This is a genomic window from Streptomyces sp. 7N604 (assembly GCF_052245475.1).
Taxonomy (GTDB): domain Bacteria; phylum Actinomycetota; class Actinomycetes; order Streptomycetales; family Streptomycetaceae; genus Streptomyces.
Map to the genome: position 1 here is coordinate 169881 of NZ_JBQQBX010000018.1, position 21040 is coordinate 190920.

A 21040-nucleotide genomic window follows, 5' to 3' on the forward strand; every position below is an offset into this window, starting at 1 on the left:
GTAGGATGGACGCCATGGTCGCTCGGCAGGAACTCGCGGGGGAATCGCGGCAGTTGGACTTCTTCATCAGCTACTCGCCGGCCGACGAGCGATGGGCCTCGTGGATCGCCTGGACGCTGGAGGAGGCCGGGTACCGTACCGTCCTCCAGGCCTGGGACTTCGTCCCGGGAACGAACTTCGTGGACTTCATGGACCGCGGCGTCAGCGAGTCCGCCGCCGTCATCGCCGTGCTCTCCCGGAACTACGAGCGTTCCCGCTACGGGCGGATGGAGTGGCAGGCCGCGCTGCGCGCCGACCCCGACACCCCCGAGCGCAGGCTGATCACCGTACGCGTCGAGGACATCCCGGTCGAGGGTCTGCTCGCCACGATCACCTACGTCGATCTGGTCGGCGTGGGCGACACCTCCGCCGCACGGGACCTGCTGCTCACCCGCGTCGGCCAGGCTCTCGACGGCAGGGCTCGACCCGCGGCGCGTCCCGGCTTCCCCGGCGGCCCATCAGCCTCCCCCGGCACACCGAGCATCCCGCCGCCGCTGTCGAACCGGCCGCTCGGCCGACCGGGCTGGGCCGGACGCCGCCGGCCCGCCATCGCCCCCCGCTACCCCCAGGCCGACGAGTCGGACCACACCAGGGAAGCCGTCTCCGTGCTCCACCTGGCCGGGCCGTGCTTCGGCCGCGGAGCCGACCCGGCCGAACTCCAGGCCGCCATCTGGGGCGACCTCGTCGAACTCACCGACGCCGGGGCGCCCGCGCCCGACCTCCTCGTCGTCAGCGGTGACCTCACCGCGTCCGGCAGCCCGCGCGAATGCGACCAGGCACTCAACTTCCTCACGGGACTGCGGTCCAGGCTCGGCCTCGACCCCGACCGGCTCGCCGTCGTGCCCGGAGGCCAGGACGTCAGCCAGGCCGCCTGCCGCGCCTATTTCAGCACCTGCGAAGCCGACGAGATGCGGCCCAGGGCGCCCTACTGGCCGAAGTGGCGCCATTACGCACGGCTGTTCCAGGAGCTCTACCAGGGCCTCGATGTCGTCTTCGACAGCGACCAGCCCTGGAGCCTGTTCCCCGTCCCTGGGCTGCGCACCGTCGTCGCGGGGCTCAACTCCTCGATGGCTTACAGCCACAGGCCCGACGACCAGTACGGCTGGCTCGGCCCCGAGCAGGCCGCCTGGTTCGCGCAGGCGCTGCGCCCGTACGAACAGGACGGCTGGCTGCGGATCGGCGCACTCCGCCACCCCCTCGACGCAGTACGTCCGCGCGCGACTGGTACCTCCCGTACCGCCCTGCTGCGCGACAGCGACGTCCTCGCCCGGCTCACCGGGCCCCGGCTGCACCTCCTTCTGCACGGACCCGCCGGGGTCCCGCGGTCCGGGGCGGCCGCGCCCACCGCCTCCGCGCTGCCGCTCGCCTCCGGCGAGCTGCCGGTCTTCGGCGCCGCAGCCCCAGCCCGGCACCAGCTGTTCCGGATCACACCCGACGGGCTCACCCTCTGGCCCGGGCGCGCCGACGGGAAACCCGCGCAGCACGAGACCGAATGGCGCAGCGCCCACCGTGTCTTCGGGCCGCCGCAGCCTCCGAGTGCCCCCGGCAGCGAAGCACCCGTGGGCGCCGAGGCCGCCACCGCCACTCCCGGCGCCGGTCCCGACGAACCACGGCCGGAGGCCCGTACCGTTGAGGACCCGCTCGATGCCCTCGTCGCTCGTGTCGCCGAGGTCTGCCGCACCCGCCACGAAGGCGCCCAGCTACGGAGCGTCCCCGGAGCCGTTCCCCAACTGCTCGTCACCTGGAGCGAATCCGGCTTCGTACGGCAGCAGCGCGTGGCCGTCTGCCTCGGCACACCGCAGGCGGAGGACGTCGACGGCTTCATCGACCACGTCCATGCCTCGGACACCGAGCCCGACGCCGAACTCGTCCACGACGGCCCGCCGCCGCCGCGCGAGCTCCGCGAGCGGGCCCGCCGGCGCGGAGTCCGCGTCCGCAGCTTCAGCGAATTCCAGGGGCTACTCGACCTGCGCGGCTACGTCGCGGCCCAGACCGAGCGGCTGAGCACCGACCTCCAGTACCAGCCGAGCCTCTATCTGCCGCAGCGCTACCGTGAGATCGAACGCCCCGGCGGAGTGGAGCGCGACGGGCTCGTCGAGAACATGCTGCAGCTGCTCGACGCCGACCACGGCCGCTTCGTACTGCTCCTCGGCGACTTCGGGCATGGCAAGACGTTCGCCCTGCGCGAGCTGGCACGCCGGATTCCGGAGGAGCTCCCGCACCTGGTACCGCTGCTGATCGAGCTGAGCGCCCTCGACAAGGCGCACACCCTCGACGGTCTCGTCGCCGCCCACCTGGCCGGCCACGGCGTCGACACTATCGATCTGCGCGCCTTCCGGTACATGCTCAGGCAGGGCCGTATCGTCCTGCTCTTCGACGGATTCGACGAGCTGGTCAACCAGGTCAGCTACGAGCGGGCCGCCGACCACCTTCAGGTGTTGCTCGATGCCGCGGTGGACAGCGCCAAGATCGTGGTCAGCAGCCGCACCCAGCACTTCAGGTCCCAGGCACAGGTGCTGACCGCGCTCGGCGAGCGCGTCGGTCTGCTCCCGCAGCGCCGCGTCCTCGCCGTCCAGGAGTTCTCGCCGCATCAGATCCGCACCTACCTGGTGAACCGCTACGGCGACGAGCACGCCGCCGACCGCCGGGTCCGGCTGCTCGAAGGCATCCCCGACCTGCTCGCCCTGTGCCGCAATCCCCGCCTCCTCAGCTTCGTCGCCGACCTCGACCACGATCGGCTGCGCGCGGTCGCGGGCGCCGGCCGCGCCCTCAGCCCCGCCGGGCTGTACGAGGAGGTGTTCACGTCCTGGCTGCAGTACGAGGAGCGGCGCGGTCAGGGCGGTCCCGGCAGTACGCCCGGGCTGAGTCTGCCCCAGCTCTGGCGCGCGGTGACGACGCTCGCGCTGCGCCTGTGGGAGAGCGGCCAGAGCGCACTGCGCCTGGACGAACTCAACGACGTGGCAGAGGTGTTGAGCGGGCTCGCGGACAGCAGGCTCTCCATTCCGCAGGCCGCACACGCCGTCGGCTCCGGGAGCCTGCTGGCGCGTACCGACGACGGCCTGTTCCAGTTCATCCACGGGTCCGTGGTCGAGTGGCTGGTGGCCCGCGAGGCAGCCGTCCGTCTCGGCCGCGGAGAGCAGGGGGAGGGCAGTCTGCTCGCCCGCCGCCCGCTGAGCCGGCTGGCGGTCGAGTTCCTGTGCGACCTCGCCGACCACCGCACCTGTCAGGAGTGGGCGGGAAGGGTCCTTGCCGGCGGAGCCGCCGAGCAGGACCGCGAGGGCGCCGGGGAGGGCGATGAGGTGGCCCGGGCCAACGCGGTCAAGGTCCTCAGCAGGCTCCGCGTTCCGGCGCACACGGATCTGCGCGGCGCCGTCCTCGCCGGAGAGGACCTCTCCTACCGGGACTTCTCCGGCGTCGACCTCACCCGTGCCGACCTCACCGACGCCGGCCTCGTCGGGGCCGACCTCTCCGGCGCCGTCCTGCGCGACGTCCGCCTGGTCGGGGCCCGTCTCGACGACGCCGACCTCACCGGTGCGGACCTGCGCGGTGCCGACCTGCGCAGGGCCCGGCTGATCCGCGCCGACCTGCGCGGCGCCCAGGTCGGCGGGAGCCACTGGCACCGGGCCGCCCTGATCAACGCGGTCGCGGACGAGGCCCTCCTGGACACTCCGGAGCTGCGCTCCGCCGCGGTCGCTCCCGGAATGTCCATCGACGCCGGATTCCGGCCTTCCGCGGTCGGCGTCCCGTACGGCTTCGACATGCGCACCAGCAGGCTGCCCGAGCCCGTCTCCTACAGTCCCGACGGCGAACTGCTCGCCGTGGGGAGCGAGGACGGCGGCGTCCTGGTGTGCGACGCCGCCACGGGGACGGCCCTTCGCACGCTCCAAGGACACGAGGGCCGGGTCTATGCCGTGAAGTTCCGGGACCGCGTGCTCGCCACCGGCGGAGCGGACGGCACCGTACGGCTGTGGGACCCGGTCGCCGGGACCTGCCTGCACCGGCTGGAGGTGCACCCGGGCGGAGTGTGGCCGGTCGCCCTCGACCTGTCCGGCAGCCGGCTCGCCACCGGCGACGCAGAGGGCACCGTCACGCTGTGGGACGTGGCCGGCGGGACCGTCTCGCACCGGCTGTCCGGCCACACCGCCCCGGTGTACAGCGCCGTGTTCAGCCCGGACGGACACACCCTCGCCACCGGCGACGCGGCCGCGGCCGTACGGCTGTGGGAGACCCGGTCCGGCCGTTTCCTCGGCGAACTCGAAGGCCACCGCGGAGCGGCCTACCGCGCGCGCTTCAGCCCCGATGGCACGCTCCTCGCCACCGCCGACATGGGCGACGACGATCGCGGCACGGTCCGGATCTGGGATGTGGCCGGCCGGCGGCTGCGGCACGAGCTCACCGGCCACGAGGGGCGCGTCTACACCCTGGACTTCCACCCGGGCGGCCGACTCCTCGCCAGCGGCGACACCGAGGGGCATGTCCGGCTCTGGAACCCGCTGACCGGCACTCCCGCCGGGGCCCCGGCCCGGGGCCGCGGGGCCGTGTACCAAGTGGTCTTCGACCCTGAAGGGACGACGCTCGCGGCGGGCGGCAGCGACGGAGCGGTCCGGCTGTGGCGGGTCACCCAGAGGTCATCGGACTGGTCGGTCGTCCCGCTGCGCCAGCAGCCCGCGGACCACCAAGGGTCCGTCTGGGCCTGCCGGTTCCGCCCCGGTGCCCGCATCGGCACCGCGGAGGCCGGTCCGCTGCTGGTGACCGTCGGCAACGACGGCGTGGTGCGGCTCTGGGACACCTCCACGGGCCAGGGCAGGCGTATTCTGCGCGGTCATGGGCGCAAGATCGGCAGCCTGACGTTCAGCGCCGACGGGGCACTTCTGGCTGCGTCCGGGAACGATGGCGTGGTGCGTCTGTGGGAGCCCGCGACCGGCCGCCGCGTCAGGGAGCTCTCCGGCCACAACGACCGTCTCGTCTCAGCGGTGTTCAACCCCGAGGGGCCCGTCCTCGCCACGTCCAGCAGCGACGGCGACGTCTACCTGTGGAATGCCGTCACCGGCGAGCCTCGGCGCGAGATCGACGCCGAGACCGACCATGTGTGGGCCGAGGCCTTCAGCGGTGACGGAGAGATCCTCGCCACCGCGAACGACGACGACACGGTCCGGCTCTGGTACCCCGGCACGGGCGCGCATGTGACGACTTTTTCCGAGCACCGTGGCCGGGTGCGGTCGATCGCGTTCAGCGCGGGCGGCTCGGAGCTGGCCACCGGCTGCGACGACAGCTTCGTACGCCTGTGGGACATCACGGACAGTCGGCTGATCGCCGAACTCGACGGCCACACCGACCGCGTGTACGCGGTGGCCTACGGGCACGACGACTCCTGGCTGGCCAGTGCGTCGTGGGACGGACAGGCCATCGTCTGGCGGGACGGCAGGGCCCAGCACGTGCTCCGGGGGCACTCGGGCAGGTTGTGGAGCGCCGCCGCCCACCCGAGCCGCCCGCTGCTGGCCACGGCGGGCGACGACCGGATCGTACGGCTGTGGGACCCGCTGGCCGGCCGCGAGGCCGGCCGGCTCGCCGGGCACACGGGCAGGATCCTCGCCGTCGCGTTCAGCCCGGACGGATCACTGCTGGCCAGCGGCGGCGAGGACGGAACGGTCCGGCTCTGGACCGTGCCCGCCGAGGGCGAGCCGTCGCTGCGAGCCACGCTGATCGGCGTACCGGGCGGCTGGGCAGCGATGGCACCCTCGGGTGGCTACAAATACGACGGCGATATCGCAGGCGAGTTCTGGCACGTGGTGGGCATGTGCCGGTTCGAGCCCGGCGAACTCGACGAGCACCTGCCGGGCGTCCGGCGGCTGCCGACCGACGCCGGAATCTGATCTGCCGCAGCCGCAGCCGCAGCCGCAGCCGCAGCCGCATCCGGCGCCGGTGGCCAGCAGTGCGGCCGCCACAACTCTGCGCATCATTCCTCTTGATGCCGCAGGTGTGACGGCCGCGCCCCGTTGACGGTTCTGATTTTGTCGGGTATGTCGTCAGGATTCTCCGTCAGGACTCGGCGTTCAGCACGCGCCGTCAGGACCGGCCGTCAGGCGTAGACCCGCTCCACGAACTCCGCGAGCTGGTCGTCGCTGATGTTCCGCGCCAGGTTCTGCTCGCTGACCATCCCGACCAGGCGGTGGCTGTCGCGGACGTCGATCACCGGGAGCCGCTTGATCTGGTGGGTCTCCATCATCTCCAGGCACTCGGTGATGGGGGCGTCGGCGTCGATCCAGTGCAGCGGTCCCGAGAGCTGCGATGCCTTGGTCTTCGACAGGTCCATGCCCTCGGCACAACACTGCACCACGATGTCGCGGTCGGTGATGATGCCCTTGAGCCGGTCGTCCGTGCCGCAGATCGGGAGGCTGCCGACGTTCAGGTCACGCATCATGCGTGCGGCGTCGAGCATCGACTCGTTCTCGCCGATGCACTGCGTGCCCTCGGTCATGATGTCCCGGACCCTCAGGGTTTCTGCTGTGGCCATGGCGAGTCCTTCCCTTCCGTTCGTTCTTCCTCTGCCAGGTCCTTGAACTGCCGCAGGTCTTCCCGGACCAGCCGTTCGATCGCACTGGCCTGCGCGAATCCCTTCGGGCCGCCGAATGTCTCCTTGACCGTGTCCGGGTCGTACTCCACCCGCACCTGGACGCGGGTGTGCTCCGGGTCGAGCGGGAGGACCGAGAAGGTGCCCTGGAGGTGGGCACCGTTCGTGGTCCGCCACATCATCAACCGGCCCTGGCCCCGGTCGAGTATCTCGGTGTCGAGTCGGTAAACCCTGTCGCCCGCGTCGATGTCCAGGTGCGCGCGGTGTACGCCCTCGGTACGGGCGTTGCGGACGCCGCCCACGAAGCGCGGGTAGTCCTCCACGCGGTGCAGGCAGTCCCACGCAACCTTCGCTGGTACGTCGATGTCGATCTGCTCTTCGAGCGTGCTCATCGCCAGACCTCCAACCTGTTATCCAGCGTGCGCCGCCGGGCCCGGGGATGCGACTCGAGTGGGGGCGCGGCGGCGGAGGAGCTCGTCTCTGGTCTCTTTGCGTCAACGGCTCCGTACGGACCGTGACGGCGCGTCCTTGTATCAGGTGTCGCATTCCAGAACGGTCCGGCACAGCCCGCAGCGGGCCCGCACTCTTCCCCGTACCGGCACCCGGATGCGCTGGTGGCAGGTCGGACACGGGAAGGTCACCCGCAGCGGGGCCTGCCCCTCGAAGGTGTACCCGCTGCCGGATGCGGGCGCGCTGACCGCCGCCCCGGCCCCGCGCAGGTCCTGCACGGACCTGCGGTCCCGCGCGTACCGGCGGCGTCCGGCCCAGCCGCAGGCGGTCAGCGGCGGCTGCTGCCCGTCGCGCAGCGCGAGTGCCTTCCCCGCCGTGTACGCGGTGTACGCCTGCGGGCTGGTGAACCAGGGCGACGGGTCCTCGCCGAAGACCATGGCGCGCTTGGCGAGGACGTACCCGAACTCCTCCGGGGTGAGATAGCCGAGCTTCTGCGAGGAGACGGCGTCCTCGCGGAAGGCGTCGAGCAGCAGCCAGCCCGCGCCGAGGTACGCGGTGGCGGTGTCGGTCAGGATCTCGTTGTTGCGGACGCCGTCGAAAGCCAGGTCGAGGCGGTGCAGGTAGACATGCATCACCTCGTGCGCAAGGGCGGCGCCGATGTCCTGGCGGTGGGTCTTGAAGCGGCTGTTCAGCTCGATGAAGTACTCGGGGCCCGCGGCGAGTTCGACGTTCGCGGCGTGGTGCATGTCCCGGAAACTCACGATGATGCGGGCGTCGGGCAGGCGCAGATGCTGCACCATGGCGCGGGCCACGCGCTGCACCCCGAGGTAGAGGTCGTCGATGTCGGCGAAGGCCACGTCGGCGGGGAGGATGCTGGTGGCGAAGGTGTGCACGGTGTCGTACGAGAGTCGCTTGTAGATCGCGGTGATGGACTCCCGCACGGTTTCGATGTGCGGATAGCCGTGCACCACGTCGCTGCCCGTTCCCACGCCCACGCGTCAACTGTACGTGCGGTCGTCCCGGACCGGGCAAGGAAAATCGCGCCCGGCCGGAGGGGCTCCGGCCGGGGCGTCGGCCGGGGCGTCGGCCGGGGCGTCGGCCGGGGCGCCGGAGGATCTCCGGAGCCTGTCGGGGCGATCCGGAGCCCGCTCGGCCACCGCTGGCCTGAACCCCCCGAAGGATCTGGCCCGTTGGGGCCCCTTGTCATGCGCGCGTCCCGATCCGGATAATCCAATGGCGCTTTTTGCGGACTCATTCCCCAGGGTTCCTTCAAGGTCTCTCTGGTTGGCATGGGCCTGCCAGAAGTGCGCGAAACCCCCCACGAAAGGACATCCGTTGAACACCTTCGGCAAGACTCTGAGAAGAAGTGCCGCCGCCGGTGCCGTCGCACTGGCCGCCTTCAGCCTGCAGCCGCTGTCGGCGCAGGCGCAGACCGCCCCGGACGCGAGCGCCGCACCGCCCGTCGTCGGCGGAACGCGCGCGGAGCAGGGCGAGTTCCCGTGGATGGTCCGCCTCTCCATGGGCTGTGGCGGCGCCCTCTACAGCAAGACGATCGTGCTCACGGCCGCCCACTGTGTGGACGGCTCCGGTCCGGACACGAGCATCACCGCCACGGCGGGCGTCGTGGACCTCCAGGACTCGAACGCGATCAAGGTCAAGTCCACCGAGGTCCTCCAGGCCCCGGGCTACAACGGCACTGGCAAGGACTGGGCGCTGATCAAGCTCGCCCAGCCGATCGAGAACATCCCGACCCTGCCGATCGCCGAGAGCAACGCGTACGACAAGGGCGAATTCGGCGTCGCGGGCTGGGGCGCCGACAAGGAGGGCGGCAACCAGCAGCGGTACCTGCTGAAGGCCACCGTGCCCTTCGTCGACGACGGCACCTGCAAGGGCGCGTACCCGGACCTGGTGGAGGGCGAGGAGATCTGCGCCGGTCTCATGGACACCGGCGGCGTGGACACCTGCCAGGGTGACTCCGGCGGCCCGATGTTCCGCAAGGACGACGCCGGTGCCTGGATCCAGGTCGGCATAGTCAGCTGGGGCGAGGGCTGCGCCCGGCCGGGCAAGCCCGGTGTCTACACCGAGGTGAGCCACTTCGCGGCCGATATCAAGAAGGGCGCCGACAAGCTCGGCGGCTGATCCATGGGGCGGCGCCCGAGCTTGTGGCGCGGGCGCCGGTTCCGCGGGTGGAGCGGTCATCTCCGGGTCCGGAGATGACCGCTCCGCCATGAGGTGGACCCGCAACGCCGGCCTTCGCGACCACAACCTGGTCGCGAAGGCCGACGTCGCGCTCTGCCCCGAATTCGGGGCTCGTCGCGGTCGCTGCCTCGCACCTAGCCGGTGCAGCCGGTGGGGATGACAGGGCTGCCCGTGCAGTTGGTGGGGATGTTGTTGGTGATGGCGGATCCGACCGCGGAGAAGGGGGTGTTGGTCCAGACGCCACCGGGGGCGAGGTCGGAGACGTTGCGGGTGATACTGCTCTGGGTCAGCGTGACGGTGCCACCGTTGTTGAACAGGCCCCCGGCCTGGGAACCGGTGTCGATGATCTCGTTGTCGTTGAGGCTGATCCTGTTAAGTGTCAGCGCGGCAGCCACGTTGTTGAAGATACCGGCGCCCCTGGAAAACACCGCCCCCTGAGCGTTGATGGTGTTGTCGCTGACGCTGCTGCTCCTGAGTGTCAGCGAGCCCGAGTTCGTGATGCCGGCGCCTTCCACGCCTCCGCCGGCGGGGGCGTTGATGGTGTTGCGGCTGATGACGCTGCCGGTCACGGTCAGGGTGCCGTTGTTGTCGATGCCTCCGGCGGAACCGCTGATGTTGTTGACGATGTTGTCGATGATGGAGCTGCTGTTGATGGTGATGGTGCCGCTGTCGAAGTGCAGCCCCCCGCCCTCCAGGTCTGAGGTGTTGTTGTTGATGAGGCTGGTGCTGATGGTGATGGCCCCGGTGGAGCTGTCGTTGTTGATGGCCCCACCCTCGGTGTCGCTGTGGTTGTCGGTGAGGCGGGAGCGGTTCACAGCCAGCGATCCCTGACTGTCGATTCCTCCGCCGTGGCGCGCGGCGTTGACGGTGAAAATACTCCTGTCGACCGTGGCCGTGCCGAAGTTGCGGACGCCGCCGCCGTCCGAGTTGATGGCGGCGTTGTCGAAGAAGGTGGTTGTGGTGGCGCTGAGGCTTCCGCCCGCCTCGACGAGGACCCCGGCGCCGCCTGCGGTAGTGAGGCCGCCCCTGATGGTGAGGCTCCGGAGGGTGAGGTCACCGTCGGAGTCGACCTTCAGAATGCGGAAGTTCTCGCCGGCGCCGCCGTCACGAACGATGGTGGCCCCGTTGCCGACGATGGTGATGGGGGAGCTGATGACCGGCAGGCCGTTTTCAGGGTCGCCGGGGTCGGGGTCGGTGAGGTTGTAGGTGCAGCCGGGGGCGAGGCTGAGGGTGTCTCCGCCGGCCATGTTCGCGTCGTTGATGGCGTCGACCAGGGCGGGTACGGAGCAGGGGACGGGGGTGTCGGCGTGCGCGGGGGTGGTGAGCGCGCCTGCTGCCAGGACAGCGCAAGCCGGTGTGAGGAGTGCTTTGGTCAGCTTCATGACAGTCTCTCTTCCGCTGTGCGGTGTGGGGAGCCGCTGTGGAATTGAAGAGGCCGGTATCCTTCAGTTGGCGGCGCCAGGAGCTAGGACGGACAACGGCCCGCTCGTGCATGGGAATTTGACTGGGACCGTTTGTCGTTCGGCATCCCGGCTTGGCACTCGGTGCGGGTATGGGTCCATGACTGGACGTCGACCGGAATAAGCTGGGCCGGCGAGTGCGGAGACCTGTTGCGCAAGGAAGTACCGGTGTGGGTACATGAAAGTGATGCATGAAAGCCGATTGCGCGACAAGAGCCCTGACTGGCCGCCACTCATACGGTGGAGCGCACGGAATCAATATCCCGCCCTGCGTACCACCTGAGTTGAACGGTGCATAACCGGCGCACTCCTTGGCGGAATTCGGCTCTTGGTTCTCATCTGATGTCTACACCGAGGTGAGCCACTTCGCGGCCGACATCAAGAAGGGCGCCGACAAGCTCGGCGGCTGATCCATGGGGCGGCGCCGCGCATACGGCGCGGGCGCCGGTCCCCGTGGACGGACCGGCCATCTCCGGGTCCGGAGGTGACCGCTCCGCGGAACGCAACGTCGGCCTTCGCGACCAGAGAGAATCTGGTTCGCGAAGGCCGACGTCACGCTCTTCCCTCGTTTCGGGGCTCGCGGGCGGTGGCTGCCTCGCCCCTAGCCGACGCAGCCGGTGGGGATGACTGGGCTGCCCGTGCAGTTGGTGGGGATGTTGTTGGTGATGGCGGAGCCGACGGCGGAGAAGGCGGTGGTGGTGAAGACGCCGCCGGGCGGGGCGTCGGAGACGTTGTTGGAAATACGGCTCGCAATCAGCGTGACGGTGCCACCGCTGTTGTAGAGGCCCCCGGCCTGGGATCCGGTGTCATTGATCTTGTTCCCGCTGAGTGCGGTCCCGTCAATGGTCAGCGGAGCTCCGAAGTTGGCGATACCACCGCCGAGAGAAGACGTGGCCCCCTGGGCGTTGATGGTGTTGTCGCTGACCCTGCTGTTCCTGATTGTCAGCGTGTCGTTGTTCTCGATGCCGCCGCCGTCCGGGAACCCCCCGCTGGGGGAGTTGATGGTGTTGCCGCTGATGGAACTGCCCGTCACGGTCAGGTTGCCGTTGTTGTAGATGCCTCCGGCGAAGCCGCTGCTCGGGCGGTTGACGGTGTTGTTGGTGATGGTGCTGCCGCCGATGGTGATGGTGCCACTGTCGAAGTCCAGCGCCCCGCCGTCCGAGTTCGAGGTGTTGTTGCTGATGCGGCTGTTGTTGATGTCGATGGCTCCGGTACTGCTGTCGTTGTTGATGCCACCCGCCTCCGTGACGCCATGGTTGCCGGTCAAGCGGGAGGTGGTCACGGTCAGGGCTCCATCGCTGTCGATTGCTCCTCCGTGACGAGCGGTGTTGCCGGTGAAAAGGCTGGTGGTGACCGTGGCTGTTCCGTAGTTGCTGATGCCGCCGCCGTCTTCGGAGCTGCTGTTGACGACGTCGTTGTCGTCGAAGATGGTTGTTTCGGCACTGAGATCCCCGCCCAACTCGACGAGGACGCCGGCGCCGCCCTCGGCGAAGTTGGGGCGGCCGCCCCTGATGGTGAGGTTCTCGAGGCCGAGGTCGCCGTTGGCGTCGACCTTCAGGATGCGGAAGTCCTCACCGGCGCCGCTGTCACGAACGATCGTGGCCCCGTTGCCGACGAGTGTGATGGGGGAGCTGATGACCGGCAGGCCGTTCTCGGGGTCGTTGGGATCGGGATCGACGAGGTTGTAGGTGCAGCCGGGGCTGAGGATGAGGGTGTCTCCGCCGCCCGTGTTCGCGTCGTTGATGGCCTGGACCAGGTCGGGTACGGAGCAGGCGACGGCAGTGTCGGCGTGCGCGGGAACGGTGAGTGCGCCTGCTGCCAGGACAGCGCAAGCCGGGGCGAGGAGTGCTCTCGTCAGATTCATGACAGTCTCTCTTCCGCTGTGCGGTGTGGGAAGCCGCTGTGGAATTGCAGAGGCCGGTAATCCTCAGATGGCCGGCGCAAGGAGCTAGTACGGGCAACGGTCCGCTCACGCGCATGAATTGTTGAATGGGCCGTTTGTCGTTCGGCATCCCGGCTAGGCACTCGGTGCGGGTATAGGTCCAGGGCCGGACGTCGACCGAGAGGAACCCGGTCGGCGGGGAGGCGGAGGCCTGTCGCGCAAGGAAGTACCGGTGTGGATACATGAAAGTGACGCATGAAGGCCGATTGGGCGACAAGAGCCCGGACTTGGCGCCACCCGTACGGTCGAGCGCGCGGAAAGAATGCCCCGCCTCACGTACCACCGCGAGTTGACCGGCGCATAACCGGCGCACCTCTTGGCGGAATACACTTTTGTGTTTGTAGTCTGATGGCCCTTTATGCCGCTTGACTTCATGGCCTCAGGCGTCAGCCCAACACCTGCCCGCCTGAACCGGAACCCGCGGCTGGAGCGCCGACCGAGCCGCCGCGCGATCGCGGAGTCCACCGCGCTCGCCGTGAACGAGCGGGCCGGGCAGTACGTGGGTCACGGCGGTCGACGAGCCGGGCGCGCGAGCTGATCCGCACGCCGCTGCCGGTGGGGACCGACCCGGCCGAGCTGAGCTGCGAGTTCACCGCCCCGGCGGACGGTGACGCCTGGGCGGGGCTGCGCAATATCGGCGACAGCGACACCGCCGAGTTCGTCCTCGACGGCTTTACCTTCGAAGAGCTCGGGTCATACCCACCCGCCCAGAGGGCTGGTCCTTACCTGGCGGGGGACCGGCCCTCTTGCTGTGCCCGGGGCCAAGGCCGCGCCCGCACCGACCTGGGCAGCAACGGCGACCCCGTCCTCCAGGCCCTGGCCCGCGACGCCTTCCAGGTGCTGTCCGTCGCCGAGCACGCGGCCCTGCACGCAATGACCCCGGCCGAGCTGCGCGCCGCCGTCCGCCACGCCGCCGGGTTCAGCCCAAGGACTACCTCCTCGCATCCGCCTCGGCCGCGCCAAGGAACTCCTCGCCGCCACCGAGCTGCCGGGCGCCGGCGCACGCCGCGCCGTCTACGACGACCCGGCGTACTTCAGTCGCCTGTTCACCGTCGCGTCGGTCCGCTTCCGCGAACAGCAGAGCGGCGCGGTCCGCGGCGGCTGGAGCGACCAGATCCCGGACCCGGGCGATCCGCCAACGATCACTGGCGAGCCCCGCGTACTTCGTCAGGGGGAAAACGACGCACGTTAGTGGCATGCGCCGCACGCTGCCCGTACGGTGTCAGTATGACCACGAGAGTGCCGATCCGGCAGCTGCAGCAGCACGCAAGCGAGCTCGTCGACCGTGTTGCCGCGGGTGAGCGCGTAGAGATCACCCGCAATGGCAGGCTCATCGCGGTGCTCGCGCCACCGGACCCGGAGCAGCGGGTCATGGAGGACCTGGTTCGTACCGGCACTGTCGATCCGGACAATGCGAACCAGGCGCGCGGGCTCGGCGACTGGGAGCCGCTGCCCGCGAAGCCGGGAAAGCAGCCCCGGCTGTCCGAGGTGCTGCACGAACTGCGCGCGGAAGAAGACCGGTGATCTACCTCGACTCCTGTGCCCTGCTGAAGCTTCTCCTACCGGAGCCGGAGACCGCGGACTTGCGGACCTTCCTCGCGGCGCGAGCCGCCGAAGGGCACGCGACGTCGGCGCTGGCCCGTACCGAAGTCGGTCGTGCTCTGGTGCGGGCCGGTGCCGACCCCGATACCGGCGATACGGCGGACGAACTGCTGGACCGCGTGTTGCGCATCCGGGTCACCGACCCCATCCTCCGGGCGGCGGGCATGTTCCCGATGCCGCATCTGCGCAGCCTTGACGCCATCCATCTCGCCAGTGCCGAGCACTTGGAGCAGGCACTCACGGCCTTCGTGACGTACGACAAGCGCTTGGCGGCCGCCGCCACGGAACGAGGGCTGGCGGTCCACGCCCCTGGAGCGTAGTGCGGCCGTAGGGGTCGGCCCTGTTACGGTGACGCCGTTTGCCGCTGCCAGCGATCCGCTACGGGAGACCCTGCTCCATGACCGACCAGCCCGACGGGACCGATCGGACCGACCAGCCCGTGAACGCCGCCACCGCCGACGAGGCCGTCCTGGGCGAGCTCACTCGTCTGCGCGAGAGCATCGACAACATCGACGCCGCAGTCGTCCACATGCTGGCGGAGCGCTTCAAGTGCACCCAGCAGGTCGGTCGCCTCAAGGCCGACCACCACCTTCCGCCGGCCGACCCGGGCCGCGAGGCCCGCCAGATCGCCCGGCTGCGACAGCTCGCCGAGAGCGCGAAGCTGGATCCGGCGTTCGCGGAGAAGCTGCTGAATTTCATCATCGCGGAGGTCATCCGCCACCACGAGACGATCGCCCGCGGTTAGTCCCCGGACCCGCTCCGGAACACGGCCAGGGGGCCTTCCGCCGGGCGGAAGGCCCCCTGCCGCTACTACCGGCAAGCCCGAGGGGTGACTCAGCGTCACCTGACGGCTGATCCGGCTGATTACCAGCCGTGCTTGTCGAGGTTCTTGCCGTTGTGGTTCTTGCCGTAGTCCTTCTTGTCGTCGTGCTTGTAGTGCTTCTTGTCGTAGTCCTTCTTCCTGTCGTGGTGCTTCTTGTCGTGGTGGTCGGCTTCGGCGTTGATGCAGACGTTGCCGCGGGCCGGGTTGCCAATGGAGATCTGCGTGAGTTCGTTCTCCAGGTCGCCGGGGCCGGGGCTGACGGGGCCATCTTCGATGTCGGATTCCTGCTCGGCCGAGGATCCGGTGTTGGCGCAGTTGTTGGACGGCTCGTGCTCGACTTCCTGAACGATGAATCCCGTCGCAATGCCCGAGCTGTTCAGCGCGACGGCCTTGCCATCCGCATCGGCGAATGCCGTACCTGCCCCGATCGGCACAAGAGCTGTGACTGCAATGGCCAGGACAGCCAGCTGGCTGGTCTTCCCCACGGAACCTCCTCTAGAGAATGTGTGTCCCCCGTCAGAGCAAACGACATGGGACGCCCCAAGTAGCGAAGTCCTGCCCCCACTCATTCATCAAGACGCGAAGAACAAGGCGGAAAGCGCAACCTTTGTGACGAGCGTTCGTTGTATGGAAATGAGGCTGGGTTTTTGCTCCGGATGCCCGTTCGCTATCGGCTTGGTGTCCCCCGAACGCGGCCGGCCGGTGTGCGGCCGTCGGCCACGCTCGGGTGGCATGGCGGCGGGGTGGGGATTTCGACCGACTCGCGAGCCCGCCAGATCGCCCGATTGCGGAACTCGCGGGAGAGCGCGACGCGGGGCCAGGCGTGCGCGGTGCTACTGGGTCAGGCCGGAAAGAGGGCGGGGGCCTTCCGCTGTGCGGAAGGCCCCCGATACCACGGGCTACTACCGGGCCAGGCCGACGGGTGACCAGCGTCACCCGCTCGCTGAACCCGACTGGTGCTACCAGCCGTGCTTGGCGTGGTTCTTCTTGTCGTGGTTCTTGTCGTCGTGCTTGTAGTGCTTCTTGTCGCCGTGGTTCCTCTTGTCGTGGTGCCTGTGGTCGTCGTGGTGGTCGCCACTGGCGTTGACACAGGCGTTGCCGGTAGCCGGGTTGAATGCAGACACCTGCAGGACTTCGTTCTCCAGGTCGCCGGGGCCGGGGCTAATGGGGCCATCTCCGATCTCGGATTCCTGCTCCGCCGAAGATCCAGTGTTGGCGCAGTTGTTAGACGGCTCGTGCTCGACTTCCTGAATGATGAATCCCGACAGAATCCCGGAGCTGTTGGCCGCGACGGCCTTGGCGTCCGCATCCGCGAATGCTGTACCTGACGCGATCGGCGTAAGAGCTGTGGCCACGATGGCCAGGAGAGCCAGCTGACTGGACTTCCTCACGGAACCTCCTCTAGAGAATGTGAGCCCCCCACCCGAGCAAACGACATTGACGGCTGCAGGTGGCGAAATCCTGTCCCAGTCATTCGTCATCGGGCTAAGAATGCAGCGTAGGGCGCAACCTCTGTGACAGTGCGTCGTTGACACGGAATGACGGGTGGTCTCACCTTTATGGCGGATAGCGCGGAGCGCGGACATGGAAAAGGGACCCCTTCCGTACGGTGACGGGGTCCCTTGGGGGCTGCTGCGTGTCTGCGGTCAGATGCGTGTTGGGCCCTGCTCGGCCGCGTACGACACGAAGGCCGCCCACTCCTCCGGCGAGAAGGCGAGCTGCGGTCCCTGCTTGTCCTTGGAGTCCCGGACGTGGACCGTGCCGGGTATGGACGCGATCTCGACGCACTCGGGCCCGTCACTCGAGCTGTAGCTGCTCTTGATCCACTCAAGCTCAGTCATGTCTCTCCCAACACCTTCTCGATCAGGGACAGCGACTCCCGTGGGCTGAGAGCCTGCGCCCGGATGATCCCATACCGAGCCTCAAAGATGCGCACGTCTTTTCGGTCGGTGAACGCCCGGCTGAACAGCTGCATCTCCGCATGCGCCATCTTTGGGCCGCTCTTGGGCTCCAGCAGCATGAACGGGCCACCCGGAGCGCCGTGGTCCTCGCGAGCTGTCGGCATCACTTGGATCTCAACGTTCCGCAACTGGCCGACCTCCAACAGTCGTTCGAGCTGTCGTCGCAACACCAACCTTCCACCGAGCGGGCGGTACAGCGTCACCTCTTCCTGGACGAAGCTGAGCATCGGGGCAGGGCATCGGTTGAAGATCTCCTGCCGGGCCATGCGCGCCGCGACCTGCCGCTCAATGGTCTCCTCGTCCAGCGGCGGCCTGTGCATCCGGTACAGCGCCCTGGTGTAGTCCTCGGTCTGCAACAACCCGTGGACGAACGTGCTCGCGTACGCCCCCAGCTCCATCGCCTCCGCCTCAAGCCGCGCCAGCTCCCGTACCTTCTTCGGGTAGCGCGCCTGCTTCACGTCTTCCTTCATCGCGGCCAGTAACCCGCCCGCGCCCAGCACTTCGTCCGCCGCGTTCAGGAATTCCGGCTTCGGGACCCTCCGCCCTCGCTCGACCGAGGAGACCTGCTCCTCCCCATAGCCAATCTTCTTGCCGAATTCGGCCTGGGTCAGTCCGGCTCGCTCCCGCCACAGCTTGAGCTGCTTGCCCACCGTTTTGAGGACGTCCGAAGCGCCCTCGTCCCAGTCCTGTTCTTCTGCCCCGCTGCCCGACTGTCCGGCATCCGTCACGATCCGTCACCTCCGACGTGCTCGTACTCAACACGGCCGCCGCACGCCTCGTCACGCCCGGCATCCCGGACGACAGGCCCGCGTGTCCGGACAGTCACGCTGCGTACTGGCGGCGTCCCTGGTCAGGTTACGACCGGTTGACCACGCTGAGTGACGTGATTTCGCAAACTCCTTCCGCAACCGCTTCTACCGGCCAAGACGCAGCGCACAGCCGGCAGTTCACCGTCCGGCTCAGTTCCACCCGCCGGGGCGCACGCCTCGCCCGTCGACTCGCGACCCAGCAGCTCGCCGCCTGGGGTTGGCCGTACGACACGCGCGCGTCCCGCAGCGCGGCCCAGCTCGTCGCCGAGCTCGCCGCGAACGCGGCGGTTCATGGACGACTCCCCGGACGGGACTTCCGTCTGCGGCTCACCCACAGCGGCTCCACGCTTCGTATCGAAGTCACCGACACCCGCGTCGAGCGCCGCCCGCCTGCCCCTGCCGACCTCGCGCCTCCGCCTCCCGACTCCGAAACCGGCCGTGGGCTGCTCTTTGTCGACGCCCTCGCCGACCGCTGGGGCACCGACGATCACGACACCCTCACCAAGACCGTCTGGTGCGAGCTCGTACTCAAGTCCTGATGGCCCCGGCTCCGGGCGGGCGTCGCCCCGACCCCTGCGCCGCCCGCAGGGCATGCGGCAGCATGGCCACATGTCCGTACTCACGCGCGACGAAGCGCAGACCCGAGCCCGCCTCCTCGACGTGCGGCGCTACGCGATCGATCTCGATCTGACGCGCGGCGAGGAGCTGTTCCGCTCCAGTACCGTCATCGCGTTCACCGCGAGCGAGCCCGGCGACACGTTCGTCGAACTGCGTCCGGACACCCTCCACAGCGCCGTACTCGACGGGCAGGAGCTCGATACGGCGGCGCTGGACGGCGGGCGGCTGCCGCTCACCGGGCTCGGCGCGGGTGAGCACGAGCTGCGGATCGTCGCCGACATGCGCTACTCCCGAACCGGCGAGGGCATGCACCGCTTCACGGACCCGGCGGACGGCGAGACGTACCTCTACACCATGTGCTGCATGACGGACGCGCCCGGCGTCTTCGCGGCCTTCGACCAGCCCGACCTGAAGGCCGTGTTCGAGGTGACCGTCACCGCGCCGCCCGCCTGGACGGTGCTCGGCAACGGCGTGGCGGCGAGGGTCGGGGAGGCGGCGGAGGGCCGCTGGCGGCTGGCGCCCACGCCGCCCATCAGCACGTATCTGATGGCGCTCGCCGCCGGCCCGTACCACTCGATCCGGAGCGAGCACCGCGGTCTGCCGGTCGGCCTCCACGTACGGCAGTCCCTCGCGCCGTACCTGGACGCCGACGCCGACGAGCTGCTCGACATCACCCGCCGCTGCTTCGACCGCTACCACGAGATCTTCGACGAGCCGTACCCCTTCGACTCGTACGACCAGGCGTTCGTCCCCGAGTTCAACTCCGGCGCCATGGAGAACCCCGGGCTCGTCACCTTCCGCGACGAGTTCATCTACCGTTCCGCCGTCACCGACACCGAGCGCCAGACCCGCGCGATGGTCATCGCCCACGAGATGGCCCACATGTGGTTCGGCGACCTGGTCACGCTGACCTGGTGGGACGACATCTGGCTGAACGAGTCGTTCGCCGAGTACATGGGCTTCCAGATCCTCACCGAGGCGACGGATTTCTCGGGAACGTGGACGGACTTCGCGGTCGCCCGTAAGAGCTGGGGCTACGACGCGGACGAGCGCCCGTCGACCCACCCCGTGGCGCCGGAGCCCGAGGGTGTTCCCGACACCGAGGCCGCGCGGCTCAACTTCGACGGCATCTCCTACGCCAAGGGCGCCTCCGCGCTGCGCCAGCTCGTCGCCTGGCTCGGCGAGGGCGACTTCCTCGCAGGCATCAACGACCACTTCTCGCGGCATCGCTTCGGCAACGCCACCCTCGCCGACTTCATCGACTCCCTGGCCCGCGCCTCCGGCCGCGACGTGCACGCCTGGGCCGACGCCTGGCTGCGCACCACCGGCGTCGACACGCTCACGTCCGAGCCCGCGCCGGCGCCCGCGCTCGCGCTCGCCGAGGCGGACGGCCACTGGACCCTGACCGTCAGCCGCGAGGGCAGCCGCCCGCACCGGGTCGCCGTCGGCGCGTACGACCACGACCCGGTCGAGCCGGGCAGCCTCGTGCTGCGCGAGCGCTTCGAGGTCGACGTCCCGCAGGGCGGCGGGAGTGCCCGCGAGGCGCGCCCGGGACGCCGGCCGGACCTGGTGCTCATCAACGACGGCGACCTCACCTACGCCAAGATCCGCCTCGATCCGGGCTCGTGGGACACGGTCGTGCGGTCGCTGTCCGGGCTTCCCGACCCGCTGGCGCGCGCGGTGATCTGGAACGCCGCGCGTGACATGGTCCGCGACGGTCACCTCCCGCCTGCCGCATACCTGGACGCCGCCCGCGCCCACCTCCCGCACGAGACGGACAACGCGATCGTGCAGGGCGTGCTGGCCTTCGCGAGCGTCCACATCGCGGACCGGTTCCTGCCGCCCGAGGGCCGCCCCGCCGCGCTGTCCGCCCTCCGGGCCATCAGCCGCGGCCTGCTGCGGATCACCGAGGACGGATCCGCGCCCGGCCTGCGGCTGACCGCCGTACGCACCTTCATCGACAGCTCGGTCGACCCCGACACGCTGCGCGAATGGCTCACCGCGGGGGCGGTGCCCGGTGGCCCGGAGCTCGACCCCGAGCTGCGGTGGCGGACGCTGGACCGGCTCTGCGTCCTGGGGGCCGCGACGGCGGCCGACATAGCGGCCGAGTTCGACCGTGACCCGAGCGCCACCGGTCAGGAGGGCGCGGCCCGGTGCCGGGCCGGGCTCCCGGACCCGGAGGCGAAGGAGGCCGCCTGGGCGGCGATGTTCGAGAACGACGAGCTGTCCGCGTACCTCGTCACCGCCACGGCCCAGGGGTTCTGGCAGCCCGAGCAGCACGATCTCGTACGGGATTACGTGCCGCGGTACTACCCGGCGGCGGTGGCCGCGTCTGCGCGGCGGGGGGCGGCGATCGGGGAGGTGCTGGGGCGCTACGGCTTTCCGGCGCACGCGGTGGAGGCGGAGACGCTGCGGCTGGGGGAGAAGTGCCTTCGGGACGATGAACCGATTCCTGCGTTGCGGCGGCGCCTTGACGATCAGTTGGACGATCTGCGGCGTGGTCTGCGGGTGCGCGATGCGACATAGCCGGGTTGTGGGGGTTCGTTTCTCCCCACCAAAAAAACGC

General features: G+C 69.4%; 16 protein-coding genes and 1 pseudogene. 8 read left to right on the forward strand and 9 right to left on the reverse strand.

Annotated features, from left to right (window positions below; genetic code table 11):
* Nucleotides 1-14: 14 nt before the first annotated feature.
* Entirely contained in the window at nucleotides 15-5912 is a 5898-nt protein-coding gene (locus ACTWP8_RS21090) for a TIR domain-containing protein (RefSeq protein WP_443323697.1), read from the forward strand.
* Between the two features lie 206 nt (nucleotides 5913-6118).
* On the opposite strand, the gene ACTWP8_RS21095 is transcribed toward ACTWP8_RS21090, so the two are convergent.
* From ACTWP8_RS21095 to ACTWP8_RS21105, 3 genes are all read right to left on the reverse strand, one after another.
* On the reverse strand, nucleotides 6119-6553 hold the full coding sequence (locus ACTWP8_RS21095) for a CBS domain-containing protein (protein ID WP_443313447.1): 435 nt from the start codon (nucleotides 6551-6553) through the stop codon (nucleotides 6119-6121).
* Nucleotides 6532-7002 carry an SRPBCC family protein gene (locus ACTWP8_RS21100; protein WP_443323698.1) on the reverse strand — a complete coding sequence of 157 codons (471 nt, stop codon included), beginning with the start codon at nucleotides 7000-7002 and terminating at the stop codon, nucleotides 6532-6534. Before ACTWP8_RS21100 ends, ACTWP8_RS21095 begins: the two co-directional genes overlap by 22 nt.
* 141 nt (nucleotides 7003-7143) lie before the next feature.
* Entirely contained in the window at nucleotides 7144-8049 is a 906-nt protein-coding gene (locus ACTWP8_RS21105) for a hypothetical protein (RefSeq protein ID WP_443323719.1), read from the reverse strand.
* A 346-nt stretch (nucleotides 8050-8395) separates the two neighbouring features.
* Here ACTWP8_RS21105 and ACTWP8_RS21110 point away from each other — a divergent pair, with 346 nt between their 5' ends.
* Nucleotides 8396-9199, forward strand: a complete 804-nt coding sequence (locus ACTWP8_RS21110; protein WP_443323699.1) for a S1 family peptidase — start codon at nucleotides 8396-8398, stop codon at nucleotides 9197-9199.
* A gap of 194 nt (nucleotides 9200-9393) precedes the next feature.
* Here the strand turns inward: ACTWP8_RS21110 and ACTWP8_RS21115 are convergent, their stop codons facing one another.
* Together ACTWP8_RS21115 and ACTWP8_RS21120 are read right to left on the reverse strand one after the other, a co-directional pair.
* Nucleotides 9394-10641 (reverse strand): hypothetical protein, encoded by a 1248-nt coding sequence (locus tag ACTWP8_RS21115; protein WP_443323700.1) that lies wholly within the window; start codon nucleotides 10639-10641, stop codon nucleotides 9394-9396.
* 679 nt (nucleotides 10642-11320) lie between these two features.
* Complete coding sequence (locus ACTWP8_RS21120) at nucleotides 11321-12583, reverse strand: hypothetical protein (protein ID WP_443323701.1); 1263 nt, start codon at nucleotides 12581-12583, stop codon at nucleotides 11321-11323.
* Nucleotides 12584-13429: 846 nt separating this feature from the next.
* On the opposite strand from ACTWP8_RS21120, the pseudogene ACTWP8_RS21125 reads away from it, so the two are divergent.
* The 4 genes and pseudogenes from ACTWP8_RS21125 to ACTWP8_RS21140 all read left to right on the forward strand — a co-directional run.
* Nucleotides 13430-13853 (forward strand): annotated as a pseudogene (locus ACTWP8_RS21125) (AraC family transcriptional regulator); the annotation flags it as partial.
* A 35-nt stretch (nucleotides 13854-13888) separates the two neighbouring features.
* On the forward strand, nucleotides 13889-14185 hold the full coding sequence (locus ACTWP8_RS21130) for a type II toxin-antitoxin system Phd/YefM family antitoxin (protein ID WP_443323702.1): 297 nt from the start codon (nucleotides 13889-13891) through the stop codon (nucleotides 14183-14185).
* On the forward strand, nucleotides 14182-14583 hold the full coding sequence (locus ACTWP8_RS21135) for a type II toxin-antitoxin system VapC family toxin (protein WP_443323703.1): 402 nt from the start codon (nucleotides 14182-14184) through the stop codon (nucleotides 14581-14583). The genes ACTWP8_RS21130 and ACTWP8_RS21135 overlap by 4 nt, the downstream gene beginning before the upstream one ends.
* A 77-nt stretch (nucleotides 14584-14660) precedes the next feature.
* A complete protein-coding gene (locus ACTWP8_RS21140; RefSeq protein ID WP_443323704.1) occupies nucleotides 14661-15008 on the forward strand; it encodes a chorismate mutase in 348 nt (115 codons plus the stop codon).
* A 119-nt stretch (nucleotides 15009-15127) separates the two neighbouring features.
* Here the strand turns inward: ACTWP8_RS21140 and ACTWP8_RS21145 are convergent, their stop codons facing one another.
* The 4 genes from ACTWP8_RS21145 to ACTWP8_RS21160 all read right to left on the reverse strand — a co-directional run bounded on the left by ACTWP8_RS21145 (nucleotide 15128) and on the right by ACTWP8_RS21160 (nucleotide 17775).
* Entirely contained in the window at nucleotides 15128-15571 is a 444-nt protein-coding gene (locus ACTWP8_RS21145) for a hypothetical protein (RefSeq protein ID WP_443323705.1), read from the reverse strand.
* 474 nt (nucleotides 15572-16045) lie between these two features.
* Nucleotides 16046-16477, reverse strand: coding sequence for a chaplin family protein (locus ACTWP8_RS21150; RefSeq protein ID WP_443323706.1), 432 nt, complete (start codon nucleotides 16475-16477; stop codon nucleotides 16046-16048).
* Nucleotides 16478-16732: 255 nt separating this feature from the next.
* Nucleotides 16733-16927 carry a DUF397 domain-containing protein gene (locus ACTWP8_RS21155; RefSeq protein WP_443323707.1) on the reverse strand — a complete coding sequence of 65 codons (195 nt, stop codon included), beginning with the start codon at nucleotides 16925-16927 and terminating at the stop codon, nucleotides 16733-16735.
* Nucleotides 16924-17775, reverse strand: coding sequence for a helix-turn-helix domain-containing protein (locus tag ACTWP8_RS21160; RefSeq protein WP_443323708.1), 852 nt, complete (start codon nucleotides 17773-17775; stop codon nucleotides 16924-16926). The genes ACTWP8_RS21155 and ACTWP8_RS21160 overlap by 4 nt, the downstream gene beginning before the upstream one ends.
* 158 nt (nucleotides 17776-17933) lie before the next feature.
* Between ACTWP8_RS21160 and ACTWP8_RS21165 the strand changes: the two genes are divergently transcribed.
* Both ACTWP8_RS21165 and pepN read left to right on the forward strand, forming a co-directional pair.
* On the forward strand, nucleotides 17934-18395 hold the full coding sequence (locus ACTWP8_RS21165; protein WP_443323720.1) for an ATP-binding protein: 462 nt from the start codon (nucleotides 17934-17936) through the stop codon (nucleotides 18393-18395).
* A gap of 70 nt (nucleotides 18396-18465) precedes the next feature.
* On the forward strand, nucleotides 18466-21000 hold the full coding sequence (pepN, locus tag ACTWP8_RS21170; protein ID WP_443323709.1) for an aminopeptidase N: 2535 nt from the start codon (nucleotides 18466-18468) through the stop codon (nucleotides 20998-21000).
* Nucleotides 21001-21040: the final 40 nt, after the last annotated feature.